This window comes from Actinorhabdospora filicis, assembly GCF_030269765.1.
Classification (GTDB): domain Bacteria; phylum Actinomycetota; class Actinomycetes; order Mycobacteriales; family Micromonosporaceae; genus Actinorhabdospora; species Actinorhabdospora filicis.
In genome coordinates this window covers 841479-862832 of the sequence record NZ_BSTX01000002.1, presented here as the reverse complement: position 1 = coordinate 862832, position 21354 = coordinate 841479, and the positions used below count along the sequence as shown (strand labels likewise).

At 72.5% G+C, this 21354-nt stretch carries 17 protein-coding genes; all 17 read right to left on the bottom strand.

The features are described 5' to 3' along the window. Positions 1-54 precede the first annotated feature (54 nt). Genes QSK10_RS16815 through QSK10_RS16735 form a run of 17 tightly spaced genes read right to left on the bottom strand, consistent with a single transcriptional unit; the run spans position 55 to position 21354 of the window. Entirely contained in the window at positions 55-2679 is a 2625-nt protein-coding gene (locus QSK10_RS16815; protein WP_285663771.1) for a vWA domain-containing protein, read from the bottom strand. A gap of 12 nt (positions 2680-2691) precedes the next feature. Continuing rightward, complete coding sequence (locus tag QSK10_RS16810) at positions 2692-4575, bottom strand: DUF6519 domain-containing protein (RefSeq protein ID WP_285663770.1); 1884 nt, start codon at positions 4573-4575, stop codon at positions 2692-2694. Between the two features lie 15 nt (positions 4576-4590). Continuing rightward, complete coding sequence (locus QSK10_RS16805) at positions 4591-5136, bottom strand: hypothetical protein (protein ID WP_285663769.1); 546 nt, start codon at positions 5134-5136, stop codon at positions 4591-4593. Positions 5137-5147: 11 nt separating this feature from the next. Next, complete coding sequence (locus tag QSK10_RS16800; RefSeq protein WP_285663768.1) at positions 5148-8255, bottom strand: phage tail protein; 3108 nt, start codon at positions 8253-8255, stop codon at positions 5148-5150. Continuing rightward, positions 8252-9745 carry a baseplate J/gp47 family protein gene (locus tag QSK10_RS16795; RefSeq protein WP_285663767.1) on the bottom strand — a complete coding sequence of 498 codons (1494 nt, stop codon included), beginning with the start codon at positions 9743-9745 and terminating at the stop codon, positions 8252-8254. Before QSK10_RS16795 ends, QSK10_RS16800 begins: the two co-directional genes overlap by 4 nt. Next, the gene (locus QSK10_RS16790; RefSeq protein WP_285663766.1) at positions 9742-10119 is read right to left on the bottom strand and encodes a GPW/gp25 family protein; all 378 of its coding nucleotides are present in this window, start codon (positions 10117-10119) and stop codon (positions 9742-9744) included. Before QSK10_RS16790 ends, QSK10_RS16795 begins: the two co-directional genes overlap by 4 nt. Continuing rightward, complete coding sequence (locus QSK10_RS16785) at positions 10116-10517, bottom strand: hypothetical protein (protein ID WP_285663765.1); 402 nt, start codon at positions 10515-10517, stop codon at positions 10116-10118. Before QSK10_RS16785 ends, QSK10_RS16790 begins: the two co-directional genes overlap by 4 nt. A 13-nt stretch (positions 10518-10530) precedes the next feature. Next, a complete protein-coding gene (locus QSK10_RS16780; RefSeq protein ID WP_285663764.1) occupies positions 10531-11292 on the bottom strand; it encodes a phage baseplate assembly protein V in 762 nt (253 codons plus the stop codon). 10 nt (positions 11293-11302) lie between these two features. Further along, complete coding sequence (locus QSK10_RS16775) at positions 11303-12427, bottom strand: phage late control D family protein (protein WP_285663763.1); 1125 nt, start codon at positions 12425-12427, stop codon at positions 11303-11305. Beyond that, entirely contained in the window at positions 12427-12738 is a 312-nt protein-coding gene (locus QSK10_RS16770) for a LysM peptidoglycan-binding domain-containing protein (protein WP_285663762.1), read from the bottom strand. The genes QSK10_RS16775 and QSK10_RS16770 overlap by 1 nt, the downstream gene beginning before the upstream one ends. Before the next feature lies 1 nt (position 12739). Next, on the bottom strand, positions 12740-13315 hold the full coding sequence (locus tag QSK10_RS16765) for a CIS tube protein (RefSeq protein WP_285663761.1): 576 nt from the start codon (positions 13313-13315) through the stop codon (positions 12740-12742). 11 nt (positions 13316-13326) lie between these two features. After that, positions 13327-15651 carry a phage tail family protein gene (locus tag QSK10_RS16760; RefSeq protein ID WP_285663760.1) on the bottom strand — a complete coding sequence of 775 codons (2325 nt, stop codon included), beginning with the start codon at positions 15649-15651 and terminating at the stop codon, positions 13327-13329. A 41-nt stretch (positions 15652-15692) separates the two neighbouring features. Then, positions 15693-15845, bottom strand: coding sequence for a hypothetical protein (locus QSK10_RS16755; protein ID WP_285663759.1), 153 nt, complete (start codon positions 15843-15845; stop codon positions 15693-15695). A 26-nt stretch (positions 15846-15871) separates the two neighbouring features. Then, positions 15872-16678: a T4 family baseplate hub assembly chaperone gene (locus QSK10_RS16750; RefSeq protein ID WP_285663758.1), complete on the bottom strand. Its 807-nt coding sequence runs from the start codon at positions 16676-16678 to the stop codon at positions 15872-15874. Continuing rightward, positions 16675-17136, bottom strand: a complete 462-nt coding sequence (locus tag QSK10_RS16745; protein WP_285663757.1) for a phage tail protein — start codon at positions 17134-17136, stop codon at positions 16675-16677. Before QSK10_RS16745 ends, QSK10_RS16750 begins: the two co-directional genes overlap by 4 nt. Before the next feature lie 15 nt (positions 17137-17151). After that, positions 17152-19527 carry a phage tail sheath family protein gene (locus QSK10_RS16740; protein WP_285663756.1) on the bottom strand — a complete coding sequence of 792 codons (2376 nt, stop codon included), beginning with the start codon at positions 19525-19527 and terminating at the stop codon, positions 17152-17154. A 9-nt stretch (positions 19528-19536) separates the two neighbouring features. Continuing rightward, positions 19537-21354, bottom strand: coding sequence for a phage tail sheath family protein (locus QSK10_RS16735; RefSeq protein ID WP_285663755.1), 1818 nt, complete (start codon positions 21352-21354; stop codon positions 19537-19539).

The window sequence follows — 21354 nt, the reverse complement described above, 5'->3', positions numbered from 1 at the left end:
TTCCATTAGGGGCGCGGCCCCCCACCGGACGGGAGGCCGCGCCGGCTCCTCGCGCTACTTCGGGTGCGCCACGTCCACGACGGGCAGCAGCGTTCCGTTCACGCTGATCTTGAGCCTGGGGTGGCGACCGGCCCGGAACACGATGGTGCGGGTGTAGTCGCCGTTGTCCAGGACCGGCGCGGGCTCGCCCTTGATCACGTGCTGGAACTTCGCGTCGTGGGTCAGCTCCCAGGCCACCGTCCGGTCGAAGCCGGGCCCGAGGGGCTCGCCGTTCTCATCGCGCGGGGTGATCGTCACCTTCACCGCCTGCTCGGGCGGGCGGGCGTCGGCGCGCTCCTTGCGGATCAGCGTCTTGCGGGCGCTGACGCCGACGGTGGCCAGCACGGTCTGGTCGAGCTGGTGGTTGAACTGCTCGCCGTCGGTGTCGGTGCCGTCGGTCAGGACCCGCCAGTTGTAGGCGCCGGGCTTGTCGACCTTGGCGAAGGTGTTGGTGTAGATCCCGGTGCCGTCCTTGTCGTGCAGCAGGTCGGTGCCGTCGACGAACAGGCCCTTGCCGCCGCAGTGCTCGCGGGGCAGCTCCTTCCAGCCGTGCTTGTCGAGGATCGCCTGGAGCAGCGCGCCGCGCCCGATGGCGTGGTCGCCGTGCTTGCCGTCGTCGTCCTTCTTGCGCTTGGTGGCCGCCAAGTCGGCGTCGCCGAGCCCGGCGACCAGGGCGCCGAAGCCCTCGGCCGGGGCGTCCAGGACGGCCCGCACGGTCGCCCCGACGACCGGCTCGGCGTCGTGGCGGATGCGCACGGTCAGGTTCATCTTCCCGCCGGTCTCATAGGACAGCTTGTCCAGGCGCAGGTCGGACTTCACGTGCAGGTCCTCATAGGCCAGCACATCGGTCAGCGCCAGCGCCTCGGCGGTGGCGCCGTTCATGTGCCGCACCCGCCAGAACGTCGAGCCGGGGAACGCCGAGGCGTCGGTGACACCGGCGTAGTGGTGCCCGGGGAAGTTCTCGATGGTCACCGGCACCGCGACGTAGTCCTTCAGGTCGGGGTCCCAGCGGGTCAGCTCCATCGCGAAGGTGCCCTTGAGCAGCGCGGTGGCGAAACGCGTCGGCGAGGTGGTGGTGAAGAAGATCTCGTTGGTGGAGACGCCCGAGCCGGGCTCGCGCTCGTTGCGGGTGGCCAGCTGATTGAACTCCTGGGAGTTCTTCAGCATCGCCAGGAAGGCGTTGGCCAGGCCCGCGGTGTTGGTGGCCACGAACTGCTGGGCGCCGCTGATGCTGGCCAGCACGCCCAGGTCGGGCGCCGAGCCCAGCGCGATGGCGAAGATCTGCGCCTTGTCCTCGGGGCCCACCCCGGTCAGGTCGGGCTCGTTGCGGCGGGTGGCGAACAGCTTGGCCTGCTCGGCCACCGGCGGCAGCACGGCCGGCGCCTCCAGGCGCACCGTCCCGGAGTTCTCCTGGCCGTCGGTGAGCAGGACGATGATGTCGCGCCGGTCGTCGGGCAGACCGTCGGCGACCAGGAGCTTCATGCCGTGCACGAGGCCGTCGCCGATGGGGGTGTTCCAGAACGGCGTCCCGAAGTCGATCGTGGGCAGCTCGTCCTTGACCGTCCCCGGCGCGCCGGGCGCGCGGATGGTGGCCACGAAGGTCGGGTCGGGGACGCCGTTGGTCGGCGGGCTGGGGTTGCGGAAGCCGCCGGCCTGGTCCTCGAAGCGCGCCAGGGCGATCTTGTCGAGGGCGTTGGCGCCCTCCCGGAAGTCACCGAAGAGCTGCACGAACAGCTGCGCGGAGGTCTTGGCCAGCTCCCAGGGCTCGCCGAGCATGCTGCCCGAGCGGTCCAGGACCAGCACGGCCCGCTGCGGCCGCGACTTGATCGTCATCGGCGTGTCGGGACCCAGGCGGCTGTAGTCGAAGGGATCGCGGGCGTCGTTGCTGCGCACCCGCGCGGTGACGTGCACCGGAGCGGCGGTGTTGCCGTAGACGCCCGGCAGGTTCACCGGCAGCGTGCTGGAGGCCGCCGCCAGCGACGGCAGGTCGCTGATCACCAGGGCCCCGGAGTGCCCGAAGGCGTAGGTGACGGTCCGGGCGGGCGGAACGGGCGTCGCCCACGGCAGCCGCACGCCGCCGTCCACGATCATCGTCGCGTCGGCGGCCGAGGCGGAGATGTTGATCAGCGAGGTCTCCAGGGGGTCGCCGATCGGGGCGACCACGGCCGTCGGGTCGCAGATGACGCGCAGGACGTCGTTGTTGCTGTCGGCCTCCACGCTCAGCTTCCACGTCGAGGCCGCCGTGGTGGTGGCGATCAGCTGGAAGTACTTGTCGACGCCGCCGGTGCCCAGGGCGTCCTCGATGGAGACCGAGTTCTGCGAGGTGCCCGGGTCGACCCCGGCGCCGATGGTCCGCGAGACGTTCCAGCTCCCGCCGGAACCGGCCAGGACGCCCACCCCGGCGGCGGTGATGTCGAGGGTGGTGCGGGTGATGTCGCCGGGACCGCCGGAGGTGGGCGGGCTGGGCGGCTCGATGAAGGTGAGCTTGACCGACAGCCCCGCCGCGCCCGTCGGGTAGGTGAGGTTGATCGTTCTGGGGGCGAAGTCGGTGAAGTTCAGCTTGAACACGACGTCGATGAGCGTGGAGTCGTCGACGGTGTACAGGGCGGCGTTGGTGGTGCTGGGAGTGATGGTCGGCATCTCGGGCCCTTCTCAGATGGCGGTGATGATGCGTTTGGCGAAGATGTCCTGGCTGCTGTTGGCGCGGTTGCTGGCCCAGAACAGCCAGATCCCCCGGTCCCCCATCGACACCGCGTGCGGGAACTGGTCGCTCATGGGGTGGGCGGTCACGTTCAGCGCCGAGCTCCAGCCCGTGCCGCCGGTGACCTTGCGGCGCAGGACGACGTCGAAGTTGGACGTGGTGATCTGCCGCGACGTGAACAGGCTCAAGGTCCCGTCATCGGTGCGGACCACGGCCGGCTGCCCCTCGGCGGCGCTGTCGGCGATCACCTCGACCGTGCCGAGGGTGGTGTCGGTGATCGCGACGGTCCGCACCGGCAGGTTCACGCCCTCGTCGAAGAAGAGCGCGCCCTCGGTGTCGGAGACCGCCACCACGAACGGCTCGCGCCCGGTGAGGGTGTTGTTGCTGAATTCCAGCGCGCCGGTGGCCCCGTCCAGGCGCATGACGGCCACCGTCCCGGTGCCGGTGGGGAACGTAAGCCAGATCTTGCTCGTCGCGGCGGCCGCGACCATGCCGCCGGCGCCGCCGACGATCGCCCCGGGCACGTCGACGGGGGCGGCGTCGGCGAAGGCGCTGGTGGTGTGGTCGTAGCGGCGGTACTGCCAGCGCCCGTTGGCGATCTGCCAGAACATGTACACGTACTGGTTGCACAGGACCGCGAAGGGCGTGCCCTCACCGGTTCCGGCGGTGGCCACCACGGTCTGCTCGGTGGCGGCGAGCAGGTTGGCGGCCAGCCCGCGCTTGAAGAACACGTCGGCGGCGGGGTTGCCCAGGGTCGAGGACTGGTAGAGCACCACGAGCTCGCCGTTGGGCAGGACCACCGTGGACGGTTCGGAGCGCACCCCGGAGGCGGTGCTGGTGATCTGCACCGGCGTGCTGAAGCCCAGTTCCGGCTTGGAGGTGTCGTAGGAGGCGGTGAACAGCCGGAACGTGGAGCCGTCCTGGCGCTGGGAGTGCCACACGATCCGCAGCAGGTCGGTGGTCTCCTTGATCACCGAGCGGCGGAACAGGTCGGTCCCGGCCGCCGGGGACAGGCCCACGTCGGGCGTGGTGGGCAGCCGCCCGGCCAGCAGCGCGTTGATGGCCTCCCGGATGCTGACCGCCGGGCGTCCCACGCCGCGCCGGTAGTCGAAGGGGTCGACGCCCAGGACGTCGGCGATCAGGTGCGCCGGGGGTGTCAGCAGCCGCCGCTGGCGCAGGTCGGTGATGTCGGTGTCGGCGACGGTGACGCCGGTCCGGTTGATCCGCGCGAGCGTGGTGTAGGAGTGCCCGGCCTCGCGGGTGGGCGTGGTGGAGGTGAGGCGGGCGCGGACGGCCCACTCGCGCCGGGTGCGCGCGCAGGTCTCCACGCCCAGGCCCGGCAGGACGAGGGTGTTGTCGTCGTCGGGGGTGACCAGCCACTCCCACACGTCCAGTTCGACGGTGATGTCGCCGGTGGCGGGGATGGCGTCGATGACCACGGTGCCCTGCTTGACGGCGCGGGCGGCGGCGCCCGGCTGGGTGGTGTAGAGGGGCTGGGCCTTGAAGTCGAGGTCGGCGCCGATCATGACGTCGAGTCCGTCCACGATGTAGCGGCCGACCTTCAGCAGGGCGGTGTCGAAGGGGCCGAGGGTCCCGCCCGGGCCCTGTGTCCCGGCCCGGATGGCGAGGGTGTCGTTGCCCCCGGTGATCTTGTAGCCGTCATTGCCCTCGGGGACGCCGTCGCCGACGTACCACTTCAGGAACGCGCGCAATTCGAACTTGCGGATGTCGTCCTTGGTGTTCCAGTCGGCGTCCACCAGGGGAACGCCCTGCTGGAGGCGGACGTTGACGTGGGCGAGCAACGGGTTGAAGGTGCTCGGCGTGATGGTTGCCATTGGATGCGGCTCCTGTCAGAACACCAGCCAGACGGTCCGCTCCAGCGTGCTGGCGGGGTCTTTGGCGATGGCGGGGTGAGTGCGGTAGTTGACCAGGACGTCGGCGCCGGAGACGCGGGCCACGAGCCCGAACTCGCGCAGGGTGCTGGTGCCGTGGTTGGCGTCGGGCCAGGTGGGCACGCCCGGTCCGAGGACGGCCTTCAGCTGGAGGGTGTTGGTGGGCGTGGCCGATACCGTCCCGTTGGCGGGGTTGATGAACTCCACCTGCATGGAGGCGCGCGGGAAGCGGTAGGGATTGGGGTCGACGAGGGCGGCCTGCGTCGGTGAGGGCTGCGGGGGCCCGCTGGTGTCCCACACGGGCAGTCCGGCGCCGACGTTGAGGCCGATGACGGGCTGGACGGCGGGCGCGCCGCGCATGAAGGCCGAGAGCAGGCGGCGGCAGTCGGCGACGATGGTGTTGCGCACCCAGCCGCGGTCCCACACCGGGCGTCCGTCGGGTCCGTAGAGGACGTCGCGGAACTGCCCGTAGAAGCCCTCGGTGGGGTGGTCGTGGTCGGTCATCGATGTCTCCGTCACTGCGGGGGCTGGTGGTGGGTGCGCCAGCGCATGCTGAGCGGGTGTGCCGGGTCGGCGCTGACGCCGGTGGCGGTGGGATCGGCCGGTGGCGGGGTGGAGGGCACGGCGCTGCCGAGGATTCCCCAGCCGGGCAGGTTCACCGCGACGGTCTCGGCGGTGGCCTGGTGCTCGATGTCGGGGTGCTTGTCCTCGACGGGGTCCAGCAGGTCGGCGGCGGCGGTGTAGACGTACTCGACCTCGGCGCGGGGCGCCAGGCGCACCACGGCGCGGGTGTTGACCGGCAGGAAGCGGCGCAGGACCGCGCGCAGCCGCTCGGCCATGCTCTCGTCGAGGAGCCCGGAGACGGCCTGGGTGAGGTAGAGGCCGACGGTGCCGCGGGTGTACAGCTCGTCGTCGCGCAGGGGGTCGTCGAGGTCCCCGGCGGGCCGGTGGGAGGTGTAGGCGACCAGGTCGTCCCAGGTGCCCAGGCGGCGCAGCCGGTCGATGTCGCCCAGGACGACGCTGGTCGTCCCGGCGTAGCGGGTGATGGTGCCGGTGTCGGGGACGGCGACGCGCCCGGCGGCGGCGTGCGGGGTGGAGCGGTCGGAGCGGTGCAGCAGCCAGGTCGCGCCACCGGCGGTGACCGGCGCGGGCCAGGTGTCGGCCGGACCCCCGGCGGTGACCTCGGTGGCGGCGCCGCCGACGGCGACCGACCACAGGTCGGCCCCGCCGGTGCGGTCGGTGCGGAAGTAGACCAGGGGCGGCAGCCCGGGGCGGGTCAGCACGCCCGGCTCGCGGTCCCCGGCCACACCGCCGGTGGTGGTCACCGCGGCCTCGGCGCTCCACGCGCCGCCGGAGGGCTTGCTGCGGGCCCGCAGCCGCCAGTCGCCGCCGGTGTGCGCGCCCTGGCGGGCCCACACCGCCCACAGCCGCCCGTCGGGGTCGCGCCCGAGTGAGGGCTCGCGGCTGGACAGGTAGCGCTTGTCGGCCTCGGGCTGCCCGTCGGGGTAGGCCTGCGAGAGCAGCTCGTCGCCGCCCCAGGCCGCGCCGTCGAAGCGGAGGGTCCGCACGCGCCAGGTGAGCGCGTCGCGGGTGGCGTAGGCGAGCTGCACGCCGGTCCCGTCGGCGACGGCGGCCAGGTCGGCGTAGTTCCCGGCGGACAGGACGGGCACCGGCTGGGCCGGGGTCCAGGTGAACACGTCGCCCCAGTCGCCGCTCGCGGTGGCGTTGTTGGGGCCGAAGCCGAGGGCGGTGGCCGCGCCGGAGCGGGCGAGGTCGACGGTGAGGGAGGCGTCGGTGCCGATGGAGGCGCCGGTGAGGCGCAGCGCGCCGCCGGGCGCGGCCGAGGCGGTGGTGATGCCCCCGGCGCGCAGGTTGATCACCGCGATGACCTCGCCGAGCATCGGCGCGGCCGGGTCGGCGAAGTCGTCGCGGGCGAACTGGACGCCGCGCCTGCGCCCGGTGGCGTCGGCGAGGACCAGCCAGGAGCCGTGCGGGATCGGGAAGGGTCCGCTGCGCACGCCGGTGAGCGCCGGCGGGGTGGCGGTGCCGGGCGTCCCGATGGCCGACATGACGCGCGCGTCGCCGAAGCCGGGGCGGTCCACCCACGCCAGCAGCACCCGCCCCGGCAGTCCGGGCCCGGCGGGCGGCAGGGCGGCCGCGGCGGGCTCGCCGCCGGGGAACGCGACGGCGGAGCCGCCCCACTGGCCGCCCCGGTAGGACTTCACGCACACCGTCCCCTGTGGACTGGGCGGCAGGAACGGCGGCGCGGTGACGGCCGGTGCGGGGACGAGGGCCTCGCCGGTGACGATCGCGCGGGCGAAGCCGGTCCCGGCGGCGGCACGGCGGGCGGCGCGGTCGCGGACCGGGGCGAGGGGGTCGCTGACGGCGTGGAAGAGGTGGAAACCGCCGGTGACGGCCACGGGCGAGAGGCGTCCGCGCGGCGCGCCGTCGAGGCTGACCAGGCTGGTCTCGGCCGGCTCCACGCGCAGGGTGCCCTCGTGGGCGTCGAGGCGCAGCCGCCCGTTGGGCAGGGCGGTGGCGGTGACGTCGGGGTGGACGCGGTTGACCACGGCGGCGACCTCGACGGCGGTGGCCGCGCCGAGCGCGACGGCGTCGGTGGCGGCGAACCTGGCGGTGACCGGTCCCCCGGCGTCGGTGGCGACGGTGAACTCCTGCCCGGGCGCCAGCGGGAACGGTCCGGCGAGGGTGCCGGTGACGCTCGCCAGCCCGTCGCCGGTGTTGGGCGGGGCGAAGCCGAGCAGGTCGGCGGCGTCGGTGGCCGCGCGCCATCCGGCCGCCGTCTCGCGCAGCGCGAACACGTTGGCCTGGGCGGGCTGGTTGCTGCGGGCCAGGTGCTGGGCGTACTCGGCGACCCGGATCTGCCAGCCGGTGTAGCGGGTGACGATGCCGCGCAGGTTCGGGACCGTGCCGACCGTGCGGTACAGGGCGGGCGCGGCCCGGACCTCGTTGCGCTGGGCGTAGACGGGCAGGGTCCGGTCGGTGCGCCAGTCGATGAAGGCGGCCAGCAGCGGCAGGTACTCCGGTGGCACCCGGTCGATGTCGTGCAGGTCGCGCAGGGCCTCGGCGGTGCTGCGCGCCAGGGCGAGGGGCGCGGCCACGGCGGTGAGGAAGCGCCGCAGCTGCCCGCGCCCGCGCAGCTCCGGCGGCAGCGAGCGCAGGGTCTCCTGGATCTGGGGTGCCAGCGCGGCGATCTCGTCGGCGCGCAGGGCCAGGTCGTCGCGCTGGTGGACGGCGGGCAGCATCGCGTAGAGCCGCTCGGCGAGGCCGTGGTCGGCGGTGGCGAGCGCGGCGGCGCTGGAGCCGTCGGCGGCGTGGTAGCCGGTGCCGTCGAAGGCGAAGACGGTGTAGTAGTAGCGGGTCCCGGGGGTGAGGCCCTCGTCCACGTAGGACTCGGTGACGGTGTCGCCGGTGAGGACGGCGATGCCGTCGTCGGGCCCGGTGGGGTGGCTGCGTTCGCGGCGCACGACGCGGGTGCCGACGAGGAAGGCGCCGCCGAAGGCGGTGACGGGCGGGTTGACCCAGGTGAGCCGCACGGCCCGGCCGAGCGGGTCGGAGACGGCCCGCGCGCCGGTGGGGGCGCGGGAGATGGTGCCGGTGGTCACCGCGCGACACCTCCCTCCACGACGAGGTGGATGGTGTCGGCGTAGCCGGGGCGGGCGAGCTCGAAGGGCGCGAGTTCGATGACGCCGTCGGCGTCGACGCCGCCGAGGGGGTCGCGGCTGAACTGGGTGACGGTCAGCGACGCGACCTGCGGGAGGCTCTGGAGGGCGTCGTAGAGGCGGGAGAGGTAGAGGGGTTCGCCGAAGCCGACGGCGTCGAAGGCGAGGAGCCCGGCCGCGGCGGCGGTGACGGCGGCGTAGACGTCGGACTGGAGGTAGTAGGGCTCGGCGCGGACGTTGGCCGACAGGTACACGTCGGCGGGTTCGGGTCCCAGGACGCGGAGGGTGCTGGTGGCCATGCGGGAGGACTCGAAGGCGGCGAGCAGGTCGCGGCGCAGGAGTTCGGAGGGCTGGTCGACGCGTCCGCTGGGGGCGACGTAGAGGAGGACGTCGTTCCAGTTGAGGGCGACGGCGCGGGCCTTGCCGACGCCGGGGGTGCGCAGGGCGAGCTCGACGTAGTCGTCGGCGGTGACGGCGCGGTCTTGGGCGCGGTAGAGGCGGGGGGCGAGGTCGCGGGAGAGGTCGAGGCTCTCGCGTTCGGTGCCGCCGGAGCCGCCGGCGGGGGTGTTGCAGCGGCGGATCTCGCTGACGGAAGTGGTGAACTCGGTGCCGGGCGGGACGTTGCCGGCCGCTCCCCCGCCGACGCGGTAGTCGGCGCGGATCTCGACCTGGTCGGATCCGCTGCCGCGGGGCGGGATGGCGCCGTTGACGCCGTCGCCGAACAGGAGGGTGACGCCGCCGTCGGCGTCGCGCTGGACGGCGAAGCAGCGCTGGACGGGGGTGGCCGCGGCGAGGCTCTTGACCTCGTGCCAGAGGGTCTCGCCGCCGGGTCCGGCGATGGTGACGGTGACCGAGCCGTCGATGACGGGTTTCTCGGCGAGGGCGTGGTGCTGGTCGGGGCTGCCGTCGGAGGTTCCGGCGACCTCGGCGGTGACGGTGCGGCCCTCGACGGCGGCGACGGGCAGGAACCAGCGCAGGTCGTCCTCGATGACGGGGCCGAGGTCGGCGGCGGTGATGACGGTGGCGCGGGGTGTCTCGAACTGGAGGCGCTCGCCGGCCGGTGTGGTGGTGAGGAACGCGGTTCCGGCGGGGACGGTGACCGGCAGGGCCTGGGTGGCGTCGAGGGCGACGGCGAGCTCGACGGTGGCGGCCACGGCGCTGCGGGGCTGGAAGCCGAGGAGGCGCATGAGCTGGACCATGGCCTCGGGCTCGTCGCTGGTGGCGGGGAACAGCTGCGAGGCGATGCGCGACTGGTAGTAGAGGGTGATGTCGCTGGCGTAGGCGAAGAGCTCGATGAGCAGGACGCCCAGGTCGTTCGGGGAGTGGTCGGTCCACTCGGGCAGGGTGCGGCGGGCGATGTCGAGCATGGACTCGCGCAGGGCCTCGTAGCCGAGGTTGGTGTAGTCGACGGGGACGCCTCTGACCTCGCTCATGACGTCCTCGGCAGGGTGAGGGCCACGCTTTCGGCGGCGTTGCCGGTGGGTCCGGTGGTGGTGTAGTCGAAGGCGATGGTGAGGGTGGACTCGTCGTGGGTGAGCCGCAGTGGCCCGGTCAGGCGCGCCTCGGGGAGGTTGTCGCGCAGGGCGCCTTCGATCTCGCGGCGGATCAGGGAGCGCAGGGTGTGGTCGTTGGGGTCCTGGAGGCGGGCGTGGACGCCGCCGCCGTAGCGGCGGCGCAGGACGCGCTCGCCGAGGCGGGTGGACAGCAGGTGCCGCAGGTCCTCGGTGATCTTGGCGGTGCCGCTGGTCTGGGCGATGCGCCCGCCGGTGACCCGGAAGGGCATGGACATGCCGCGCCGGTCGCTCATCGGAGTCTCCCCTTCTGCGTGGTGGGGGCCGCCGGGGTGGAGCCGGGGACGGCCAGGCCGGTGATCGCCGTCCTGAGGGCGGCGTTGGTGGCCGGGTTGGCGGGGTCCCAGGAGGTGAAGGCGGCGCGGACCCCGGCGGCGAAGGCGCGCAGTTGCTCGACCTCGTTGCGCAGGGCCGTGACGTAGGTCCAGTACGGGGAGTCGGCGGCGGTGTCGCTGACCGTCTCGGCGTCGGCGGTGAGGATCTTGTAGACGCCCTGCCCAAGGGCGTCGAAGTTGGGGCGGACCTCGGGTTTGTCGACGTTGGATCCGGCGGGCGGGTCGAGGGTGTCGAGGTAGGCGCGCATCGCCTCGCGCAGTTCGGTGGCGCAGACCGTCTTGTCGGGTCCTAGGGGCATGTGGGCACCTCCTTCACGCGAGGACCTGGAACTGGGTGGGTACCGGGACGACGGGGGCGCCGAGGTTGCCGACGCCCATGTCCCCGGCGTGCAGGACGGGCGCGCCGCCGGCGCCGAGTTTGACCAGGCCGCCGCTGACGGTGACCATGGGCGCGTTGACCTTGACCTCGGCGGCGCCGACTTCGACGCTGCCGCCGCCGGCCTCGACCTTGACGGAGGAGGAGGTGAGGGTGGCCTTGGCGAGTCCGGCGCCGTGTTTGACCTCGATGGAGGAGGAGCCGAGGGTGATCTCGTGGCGGTTGGCGCCGTCGGTGATCTTGACGCCGCCGCCGTCGAGGGTGATCTTGTGGGAGTTGACGCCGTCGGTGATCTCCACGCCGGTCTGGGTGAAGGCCAGGGAGTGGCCGTTCTTGCCGTCGGCGAGGGTGACGGCCTCGGAGCCGCCGGTGTCGTCGAAGACGAGGAGGTGCCCGGCGGGGGTCTTGATGACCCGGACGGTGGGGGGTTCCTTGGCGCCCTCGGCGGGCGGGGTGCCGGGCACGTGCTGGATCCCGGTCCACAGCGGGTGCGCGGGGTCGCCGCCCTCGAACTCCACCCACACCTGGGTGTCGTTGTCGGGGATGAAGAAGACGCCGTAGGGCAGGGCCGCGCGGGCGGGCACCAGTTCCTCGGGCGGGAAGACGGTGGGCACCGAGACCTTGACCACGCCGAGCTTGTCGGGGTCGCGGTTGTCCTTCACGACTCCGGAGTACTTGCCGAAGTAGGAATCGGGCACGGCCTCCCCCTCACCGAACGGCCTTGAACTCGGACTTGTAACCGCCGGCGTCGACGGTGTGGGTGACGCTGCTGACGTACCAGTCGCCGTTGAAGCGCTCGTGGACCCCGGCGACGGTGACGTTGCACTTGGCGCGCAGCCAGATCGACCCGGCGGTGGTGCCGGTGGCCGACATGCCCAGGCGCCGCGACTCCAGGGAGCCGGTCTCGTCGTCGAGGGTCTTCTGGTCGGCGGCGACGGCGCCGACGGCGGGTTTGGGCTTGGCCAGGTCCTGCTGGAGCTTCTCCCGGGCGCGCGCGCCGACGTCGTAGAGCGCCTCGATGTCGTCGGCGTCGGCGCGGCTGGCGCGGGCGCGCAGGTCACCGGCGAGGTCCCAGATGAACACCTCGGCGGGCGGCTGCTCGGGCGTGCCGACCGACTTGCCTCCGGAGTCGAGGTCGTTGACCTCTTTGACGCGGTCGATGTAGCTGGCGTCGAAGGCGGGGCTGAAGGTCATCAGGTTGGAGCGCGGTCCCATGCGGTAGCGCAGGACGAGCTGCTCGGGCCGGTTGATGGACAGGATCCGCCGGTCGGGGATGAAGTAGAGGACCTCGCGCAGGTTCTCGTCGAGTTCCACGAAGCACTTCGACTGGTACTTCTTGGCCAGGTCCTGCAGGAAGGCCAGGTCGGTCTTGCCGTCCTGGTTCTCCGAGGAGATCTTGGCGTTGGGGTTGGGGTCGGCGACCACACTGGCGAAGCCGTAGGGCGCGGCGATCTTCTGCACGACGTCCTTGAGGGTGGTCGAGCTCCACCGCTTCTTCTTCTCCACCAGGCCCATCTCGATGGACTTGTCCTCGCCCTTGAGCTTGACCTGCGGGATCCCGCCGTCGGGATAGGACACCTCGACCTTGGTGATGAGGGCGCGCAGCATCATGGCGTGCTGGCCGGGCTCGTTGTAGCCGATGTCGATCTCGGCCTTGCAGCCCTCCATGAGCCCGTCGGCGTAGATGAGCTTGGGGTCGTTGACCGCCAGGCTCACGTTGTCGGCGAGCCGGTCGTCCTCCACGACCTGCACCGAGGACACCCAGCGGGTGATGTCGCGGCCTTCGACGACGACGGAGAAGTAGGGGGTGCGCGCGATGCGCGGGGCGGTCATCAGAAGCTCCGGGACCGGTCGGCGCGGGTGGCCTCGCCCCGGGCGGGCAGGGCGAGGACGTCGCCGGGGGCCAGGTCGAGGGGGTAGCGCAGGGGGTTGGCGTCCAAGACGCGCCACCACAGCAGCTCGTCGCCGAGGGCGGCGCGGGCGATGAGGTCGGCGGCCTCGCCCTGGCGGACGCGGTGGGTGGCCCCGCCGGGATCGGCGACGCCGGTCAGGCGCAGGCCGATGACGTGGCGGCGGGTGCCGTCGGGGGCGTCGACCTCGAAGACGGGGAGGCCGGCGAAGCGGGATCCGCGCGGGACGGGCACGTCATCCTCCTTGCGGGTCGGCGTTGTAGGGGGTGATCTCGACGAGGGTCACCTGGATCTCGGCGCGCAGGGGCCGCAGATCGGGGGTGAAGGCCTGCTCGCTGATGGAGACCTCGGTGACCACGCAGTCGATGACCCGGTCGCCCCATCCGAAGGCGCACACCGGCGGCGCGGTGAACAGCGGCTCGCCGGTGGCGTAGAGGGACGTGAAGCCGTCCTGTGCGGTGGCGGCGTCCTGCCAGCGGTCGGTGCTGGGGTAGACGAAGGCGCGGTACTTGGTGAGCTCGGGGCCGATGCCGCCCTGGTCGTCGCGTTCGATGCGCATCGGCTCGGCGCTCGGGTCGGCGATGGGGCGTCCGTCCACGTTGACGGTGAAGGACAGGGTCCGGTCGCCGCCGGAGGTGTACTGCCGGACGGGCATGAGCAGGCCGGGGGCGTTGAGGGTGGCGTAGCTGATGGACCGCTTGTCGCTGATCTTGTCGGGGTTGAACTGGAACTCCACCACGATCTCGGGTTCGAGCCCGACGCTGGCGAGGAAGCCGCGGACGGGCGCGCGGTAGGCGAGGTGCTGGGCCACGGTTCCTCCTCTCAGGCCGCCGCCGGGCGTCCGCCGGCCTGGAAGTCCTGCGTGGAGCGCAGGGCGCCGAGGCGGGCCTGGAGCTGGGCGATGATGTCGTCGGTGAGCAGGGACGCCGAGTCGGCCTCCAGGCGCTCGGCGTTGATGGCGATGTTGATGCCGCCGGCGTTGACGGTCTGGTCGACGCTGGTGGCGCCCGCGGCGGGTGCCGCGGCGAGGGCGCCGCCGGTGCCGAGGGCGCCCAGGGCGGGTGCCTCGGGCAGGACCGGTGCCGGTGGCGGGGGCGGTGGGAGGGCGGAGGCGAACTGGGTGCTCTGCGAGACGTCGAGGCTGGCGCTGTCGTCGGAGCCGAAGAGGAAGTCGCCGACGCCGCCGATGGCGTCGCTGATGCCGCCGCCGATGTCGCCGGCCACGTCGCCGATGGCCCCGATGGCGTCCCCGGCGAATCCGGCGACGGCCCCGGCTGCGTCGGCGATGCCGCCGGTGATGCTGGAGATGCCGTCGCCGATGGCGGAGAAGACGCTCCCGGCGATGTCGGCGAGGCCGGAGAGGGCCGAGCCGATGCCGCCGATGACGCCGGACAGGAAGGAGCCGATGCCGGAGAGCATGGACATGATGCCGCCGAGGCCGCCCATGATGGCCGCGACCGAGGCGAGGGGCCCGGCGGCGTAGACGAGGGCGGCGGCCACGGCCCACACGAACGCCGCGACCAGGGCCAGGCCGATGGCCATGGTGATCATCTCTCCGGCGCTCATCCCGGCCATGAGGGCGGCCAGCTGGGTGAGGGCGGCGATGAGGCCGGTGAGGCCGGGCAGGGCGGCCACGGTCTGGGCGGTCATGGTGTTCATGGCCATCGACAGGCCCCACACGAACAGCGCGATGAGGGCGAATCCGGCGGCGATGGCCACGAGCTGGCCGACGCTGAATCCGGCGATGGCGGTCATGAGCGCGGTGATGGCGGTGAAGAAGGACGCCAGTGGCCCGATCGCGGAGATGGCCTTCTCGGTGAGGGTGTCGAGGGCCTTGCCGAGCAGCCACACGAATCCGGCGATGAGCAGGAACCCGACGGCGATCTTGGCCATCTGGCCCCAGTCGAATCCGGCGATGGCGGTCATCAGTTTGGTGATGGAGTCGAAGAACGCGTTGAGTTGCGGGACGATCTTCTCCAGGTCGGCGGTCACGAAGCTGAAGGCCTTGCCGAGGAGGGCGACGAAACCGGCGATGGCGGCGAAGCCGAGGGCGATCTTGGCCAGCTGGGACCAGTCGAAGCCCGCGATGGTCGTCATCAAGGCGGTGATGGCCTCGAAGAAGGTCTTCAGGTGCGGGACGACCTTGTCCAGGTCGGTGGTGAACATCTGGAAGGCCTTGCCCAGGGCGGCCACGAACACCGCGATCCCGGCGAACCCGGCGGCGATCTTGGCCAGCTGGCCCCAGTCGAACCCGGCGATGGCCGTCATGAGCGCGGTGATGGCCTCGAAGAAGGTCTTGAGCTGCGGGACGATCTTGGTCAGGTCGCTGGTGACGAGCTGGAAGGCCTTGCCGAGGGCGGCGACGAAGACGGCGATCGCGGCGAAGCCGACGGCGATCTTGCCGAGCTGCTCCCAGTCGTATCCGGCCAGGGTGTTCATCAGCGGTATGAGCGCGCCGACGAGGACGGCGATGGCCCCTGCGGCCAGGATCGCCCCGGCGGTGAAGGTCGCCAGGGCCGCGCCGACGCCGAACAGGAACGCCACGATCAGCGCCAGGCCCAGGGCGAGCAGCCCGAGCAGGCCCAGGAGTTTCCACAGGTCGAGCCCGTCGAGCGGCCCGGCGCCGGTGACGATGACGTTGATGACGCCGAAGACGGGTATGCCGTGCCTGATCTCGTCGAGGATCTGCTGGAGCAGCCCGATGATCTGGGAGCCCATGCCGGAGACCTCGGTGGCGAAGCTCGCCGTCAGCGACTCCAGGCGCATCACGGCGGCGATGATGTCGTGCAGGTGGATGTGGGAGCGGCCGTCCAGCCAGCGCATGTAGCGGATGTTGTCCAGCAGTTCCAGGAACGTGTTGTAGCTGAGGTAGGCCACCGCCCACCGGATCGCCTCGATGTTGTCCAGCATCGACTCGTTCATGACCTGCACCTTCAGGCGCCGGTCGGTGATGCCGTTGAACACGTCGACGACGTCGATGCTCAGCACCGCCAGGGCGTCGTTGAGGCCGCGCAGGTGGGCCTCGATGCGGTCCAGGGGCGGGCGGACCACGTCCAGGAGGGCCCGCCGGGTGTACGAGCCGATCAGCCGCGCGCTGTCGTCGCTGAGGGACAGCGACATGGGCAGGACGCCTTCCACGGTGGTCATCTCCCTTCGGGTGCCTCGACGTCATCGGGGGGGCGCAGGAGTCAGTGCCGCGCCTGGGCGCGGGCGCGTTCCATCTCGGCTCTCTGCTCGGCCAGGACCTCCGCGAGCAGCGCGACGTAGGCGCGCCGCTCGCCGACCTCCAGGCCCATCGCCTCGGAGTGGCTCCAGTGGAGGTGGTAGCCCAGGGCGAACACCTCCTGCCGCAGCCGTTCCTCCGGGGTCAGCTCGGGGTAAAAAAACCGGTCAGGTCCAGCGAGGTCTTCATGGGACGCCCGCAGGTCTGGCAGTCGATCTCTCGGGTGAGGTCCAGGCCCGGCATCTCCTCGCGGAAGGCGCGTTCGATGCGGGCGCGGTCGCCCATGGTCAGGTCGGACAGGATCTTGGTGCCGAGGGCCTCGCGGCGGGCGGCGGGCATTTCCTCGCCGTCGCCGCTGACGGCGACGAGGCAGCGGGCCAGCAGCGCGTTGGTGCCCTTGGCGGGGTTCTCGCGGGCGACGGGGGCGACGCGTTCCTCGTCGGTGCCGACGGGGAGGCGGAAGCGCAGGAGGTCGTACCAGGCGTCCTTGCCGCGGTCCTCGAAGCCGTCCTCCAGCTGGACGGTGATCTCGGGCGGGACCGGGTCGTCGCTGACGCGCACGGGGAAGGACTCCAGGTCCTCCACCGACATGGTGGTCTCCTTGCAGGACGGGCAGGTGTAGCTGGCCTCCAGCTCGGTCCCGAAGGTGAGCTTGCGCAGTTCCAGGAGCAGGAAGTTGCGGTCGGCGGAGGTCAGCTCGCCGATGATCCGGCGGTCGACGCGCTCCAGCTTCCCGAGTCCGCGCAGGCACCCGGAGAGCAGTTCGGTGACCAGCCGGCCGCCGTTGGAGCGCAGCTTGCGGTCGCCGAGGAGGGCCTCCTCGTGCCCGGTCATCTTGCGCAGGCGGGCGGTGCGGTGCAGGCGCCCGTCGGCGTCGAGGTAGCCGACGGGCAGCTCGACCTCGTGCTCGCGGGGGCGGCGCGGGCGCGCCTCGACCTCGGTCACCGTCACGAGACACGCTCCAGGCCCTCGTGCTCCAGTTCCAGGGTCTGCTTGAAGAGCCCGGCCGAGCCGGCCTCCAGGTCGGAGAACTTCGAGGACTTCACCCACGCGCCGTAGAACGCGAAGCGCAGGACCTCCTGGCCGTTCTCCATCTTGATGACGGCGCCGTTGCGGCGGACCGAGGAGGTCTGGGAGTTGCCGTTCAGCTGGAACATCTCGCCGAACCAGTCCTTGAAGAACCCGTCGAAGCGGCTGCCGTCGACGTTGCGCTCGATGACGAGGGTGTCGAACTTGTAGATCCCGCTGGCGATCTTGTGGACGACCGGGGATCCGCCGTCGGGCTGCTCGATGGTCTCGGTCATGCCCTCGTTGAGGCCGGTGACCTTGGTGACCGGGCACTGCGTGCCCTCGATCTCGACCATGAACCCGTGGGTGCGGTAGGACTCTTGAAAAGTCAGCTCAGCCATTGCGATTCTCCTTGGCTAACTGTCGGAGGCGCCGGCCGCGCCGTCCTGCTGGCCGACGACCACGAGGATCGCCTCGGCGGGTTTGGCGGGGTAGAAGTAGACCTCAAGGGTGAAGATCCCGTTGGCGACGTCGGCGGGGGCGTTGTTGTCGGAGTCGCATTTGACGGTGAAGACGCTCTCGGCGGGGTCGGAGCCGAAGGCGCCCTGCCGCCACAGCCCCAGCAGGAACGGGGTGACGACGTTGTGGCGGACGGCGTTGCGCAGGGCCTCGGTGTGCGGTTCCTGCGCCACCCAGGTCAGCCCGTCCCGCAGGGACGACTTGATGAAGTTGAACAGCCGCCGGACGTTCACGAACAGCCAGCGGGTGTCGGTGGAGAGGGTGCGCGAGGCGTCGACGACGATGCCCGCGCCGGGCAGGGCGCGGATCCCGTTGACGCCGCCGTCGCGCACCAGATCCGTGTGGTCGGTGTCGGTCATGTCGTACTCGACGCCGAGGGCGTCGTTGATGCGCGCCTCGTCCCCGGCCGGTGCCTTCCACACGCCGCGCGCGTCGGTGATGCGCGCGTAGACGCCCAGGATCTGCCCGACGGGCGGGATCCAGATGGTGGGGGCGGTGGGCGCGCTGCCCGGGTCGGGGTTGATGACCTGGATCCACGGTCCGTAGAGGGCTCCGTAGACCTTGCGGCCGCGCAGGGCGGCGGCGTAGGCCTTGGCGCCCTCGCGGTCGAAGCCGTAGGGGACGGCGCCGACGAACATCGCGTCGCCGCGCCGCTCGCAGTAGGAGATCGCGCCGGCGGCCACGCCGACCGAGGTCGTCTCGGGGCAGGAGATGAGCTGCACGGGCAGCTCGTTGAACGCTTCCAGCCCGGTGCGCTGTGCGGGGTCGCCGAGGTAGGCGGTGTCGGCGGGGTCGGCGCCGTCGTCGCCGAGGGTCAGCGGGTAGATCCCGGCGGCGGGGGCGTCCAGGCCGGTCCCGGAGGCGCTGTCGAGGTCGGTGACGACGATGTAGGCCGAGCCGCGGCGGGGGTCGTTGACCACGGCCTCCACGAAGGTCTCGGCGCCGTCGACCATGCTGACCGGGCCCAGGCGCTCGACCTCGGCGCCGTCGCGGCGCACGACCAGGTCGAACTCCACGGTGGACACCCGCGCGGCCACGGCGGGCAGCGCCGGGAACGACGGCGTGGTGGGCCAGCCGATGAGCCGGTAGGTCTCCGAGGCCGCGGTGAGCGTCCGGAAGGCAACCGCACCGGCCACGGGGGTGGCGGTGTTGAGACCGAGGGCGGTGCGGGCGTCGGTGGCGGGCGCCGACGGCGCGGCGACCACGATGGTGGACCCGGCGCCGTCCCCGTTGGACAGCAGCGCGAGCCGGTTGTTGTGGGTGATCTCGGCGCTGAAGCGCACCGCGCGGCGGTTGATGGCGGCGGCGACCTCGGCGACGGTGACCGCGGCCGGGTTGAGCCAGTCGGAGTCGTGGAACACGATCGTCTCCGGTGTACCGCCGTCGGCGGTGACGGTGATCCCGGCCCCGTCGGCGACGGTGGCCGCGACCCCGGCGGTGCCCAGGACGTGGCCGCGCGTGGCGACGCGGGCCGCCGAGCCGATCCGGAACCCGCTGGCGCTGGACAGCGCCAGCGCCGAGCGCCCGGCGGCGATGTTGGCGTCGCTGTTGCCGGTGACGCCCAGGCTCGCCGGTCCGCTCGCCTGGAGGCGGCTCCACACCCGCGCGTCGGTCGAGACCGCCGCGACGGCGAGGTGCCCGTCGGGGGTGACGGCGGCGCGCACGGCGGTGGTCTGCCGGTTGATGGCGGCTGCGACCTCCTGGGCGGCGGCGGCGCCGATGACGGCGAAGTCGGCGGCCCGGAAGGTGACGGTGCTGACGGCGTCGGCGCCCCTGGTGGTGACGGTGAAGGTCGCGGTGGTGCCGTCGGTGAGCGCGAAGGGCTCGGCGGTGCTGCCGATGACGTGGGCGGGGACGGTGGCGCTGCCGAGGGGGTGGTCCTCGACGGCGACGGTCAGGGCGTTGCCCCAGGCGCCGGGGTCGGGCGCGCCGCGCGATCCGGCCTGGATCTTCAGGGTCGCCGCGGGGCTGCCCGCGCGGTCGTTGACCGTGGCGGTGGAGGCCTTGGCCCCGGCGCCGACGACGCGGACGATGAACGCGTCGGCGCCGCCGTTGGCGAAGAAGCCGCGCACGGCGTGGGTGCCGAAGGCCTTGGGGTGGTAGCCGCCGAAGGTGGCGGTGTAGTCGGCGAGCCCGCGCACCCGTACGGCGCGGTCGGGCACGCCGCGCAGGCTGCGCACGAGCAGCCCGGCGGTGGAGGTGGGCGCGGCGGCGACGGCCGGTGACGAGCGCCCGTCGACCTCGATGACGGTGACTCCGAGATTGAAGGTCATCTCTGGCTCCTAGGCTTCGGCGGCCGAGCCGCCGCCCGGCTGCTGGCCGACGATGATGTGCACGGTCTCCGCGGGGCGGACGGCGTAGAAGTAGACCTCGACGCGGAACAGGCCCAGGTCGACGTCCTGTGGCGGGTTGTTCTCGGCGTCGCATTTGACGGTGAAGACGCTCTCGGCGGGGTCGGAGCCGAAGGCCCCTTGCCGCCACAGCCCCAGCAGGAACGGGGTGATCACGTTGTGCCGGACCATGTCGCGCAGGGCCTGGGTGTGCGGCTCCTGGCGCACGAAGCGCAGTCCGTCGCGCAGGGTGGCCTTGACGAAGTTGAACAGCAGCCGCACGTTGACGTACTGCCACCGGTTGTCGGTGGACAGGGTCCGGGAGGCGGCGACGACGGGTGCGCGCCCGGCGACCGAGCGCACGCCGTTGACGCGGCCGCTGCGCACCAGGTCGTCGTGCTCGGCGCCGCTGAAGGCGGCCGAGAGGGCGAGCGCGCCGCGCACGTCGGCGGCGTCTCCGGCGGGGGCCTTGTGGACGCCGCGTTCGCGTTCGGTGCGGGCGTAGACGCCCATGACGTGCCCGTCGGGTGGCACGAACCGCACGGGTGAGGGCCCGGTTCCGGCGGGGTCGGAGACCAGGATCCAGGGGGCGTACATGGCGCCGTAGACCTTGGCGGCCTGGAACTGCGCGGAGTAGCCCTTGACGGTGCCGGCGTACTGGGAGGTGGTCTCGGTGTAGTCGGAGGGCGCGCGGGGGACGACGCCGACGGGTGCGCCGCGGTCGGGGGCGGAGCCGACGTACATGGCGTCGCCGCGTCCGGCCGCGTAGTCGAGGGCGGCGTGGACGGCGATGGCGCGGCCGGTGTTGTCCAGGAGGTGCGCGTCGGGGACGGCGATGAGCTGGACGGCGGCGGTGTCGAGGGCGTGGAGTCCGGTGCCGAGGGCGGCGCTTCCGGCGAGCCCGGCGGCGGTGGCGGCGGTCTCGGCTCCGCCGGTGAGGGCGGCGCCGCTGGTGACGGCGGGGACGTCGAGTCCGGGCGCGGAGCCGGTGGTCAGGGACGCGGCGGTCACGTAGCGGGAGCCGGTGAGGGGGTGGTTGACGCGGTCGGGGGCGTAGTCGGGTCCGGGCCGCGTGGAGAGGTTGGTCCAGGTTTCGACGACGTCGAAGGTGGACGTGAGGGGGTTCTGGAGGCGCAGGATGAGCCGGAACTCGGCGGTGGTGACGGCCACGCCGGCCGCGACGGCCTCACCGGTGGCGGTGGAGATCGTGACGGTGCGGGTGACGGGGTCGAGGTCGGTGACCACGCGGAAGAGGGTGGTGGTGGAGACCACGCGCAGGACGCTGCCCTTGGCGATCCCGGCGGTGGAGGCCAGCACGAGGGTAGTCGCGGCGGCTCCGGCGGCGGTGGCCACGGTGGTGGTGGCGCGCGGGTCGTCGCGGACGTCGGCGCGCAGGTCGTGGGCCCATGTTCCGGGGTCGGTGGCGCCGCGGTATCCGGCGGTGAGCCGCAGGCTCGCGGCGGGGGTGTTCTGCCGGTCGTTGAGGACGACGGTCGCCGAGGCGCTGCCGGGTCCGGTGACCCGGACGATGTGGGCCTCGCGTCCGCCGTTGAGGAAGAACCCGGTGACGGCGTGCGGGAGGTAGCCCAGTGGGACGTGCCCGCCGAAGCGGTCGTTGAACTGGTCGAGCCCGGTGACGCGGACGGAGGTGTCCGGCACGCCGCGGCGGGTGCGGCCGACGAAGGCGGCCACGGAGGTGGGGGCCGAGCGCAGCGCGGGTGCGGCCCGGCCGTCGACCTCGGTGACGTTGACGCCTACCTGGAGGGGCAT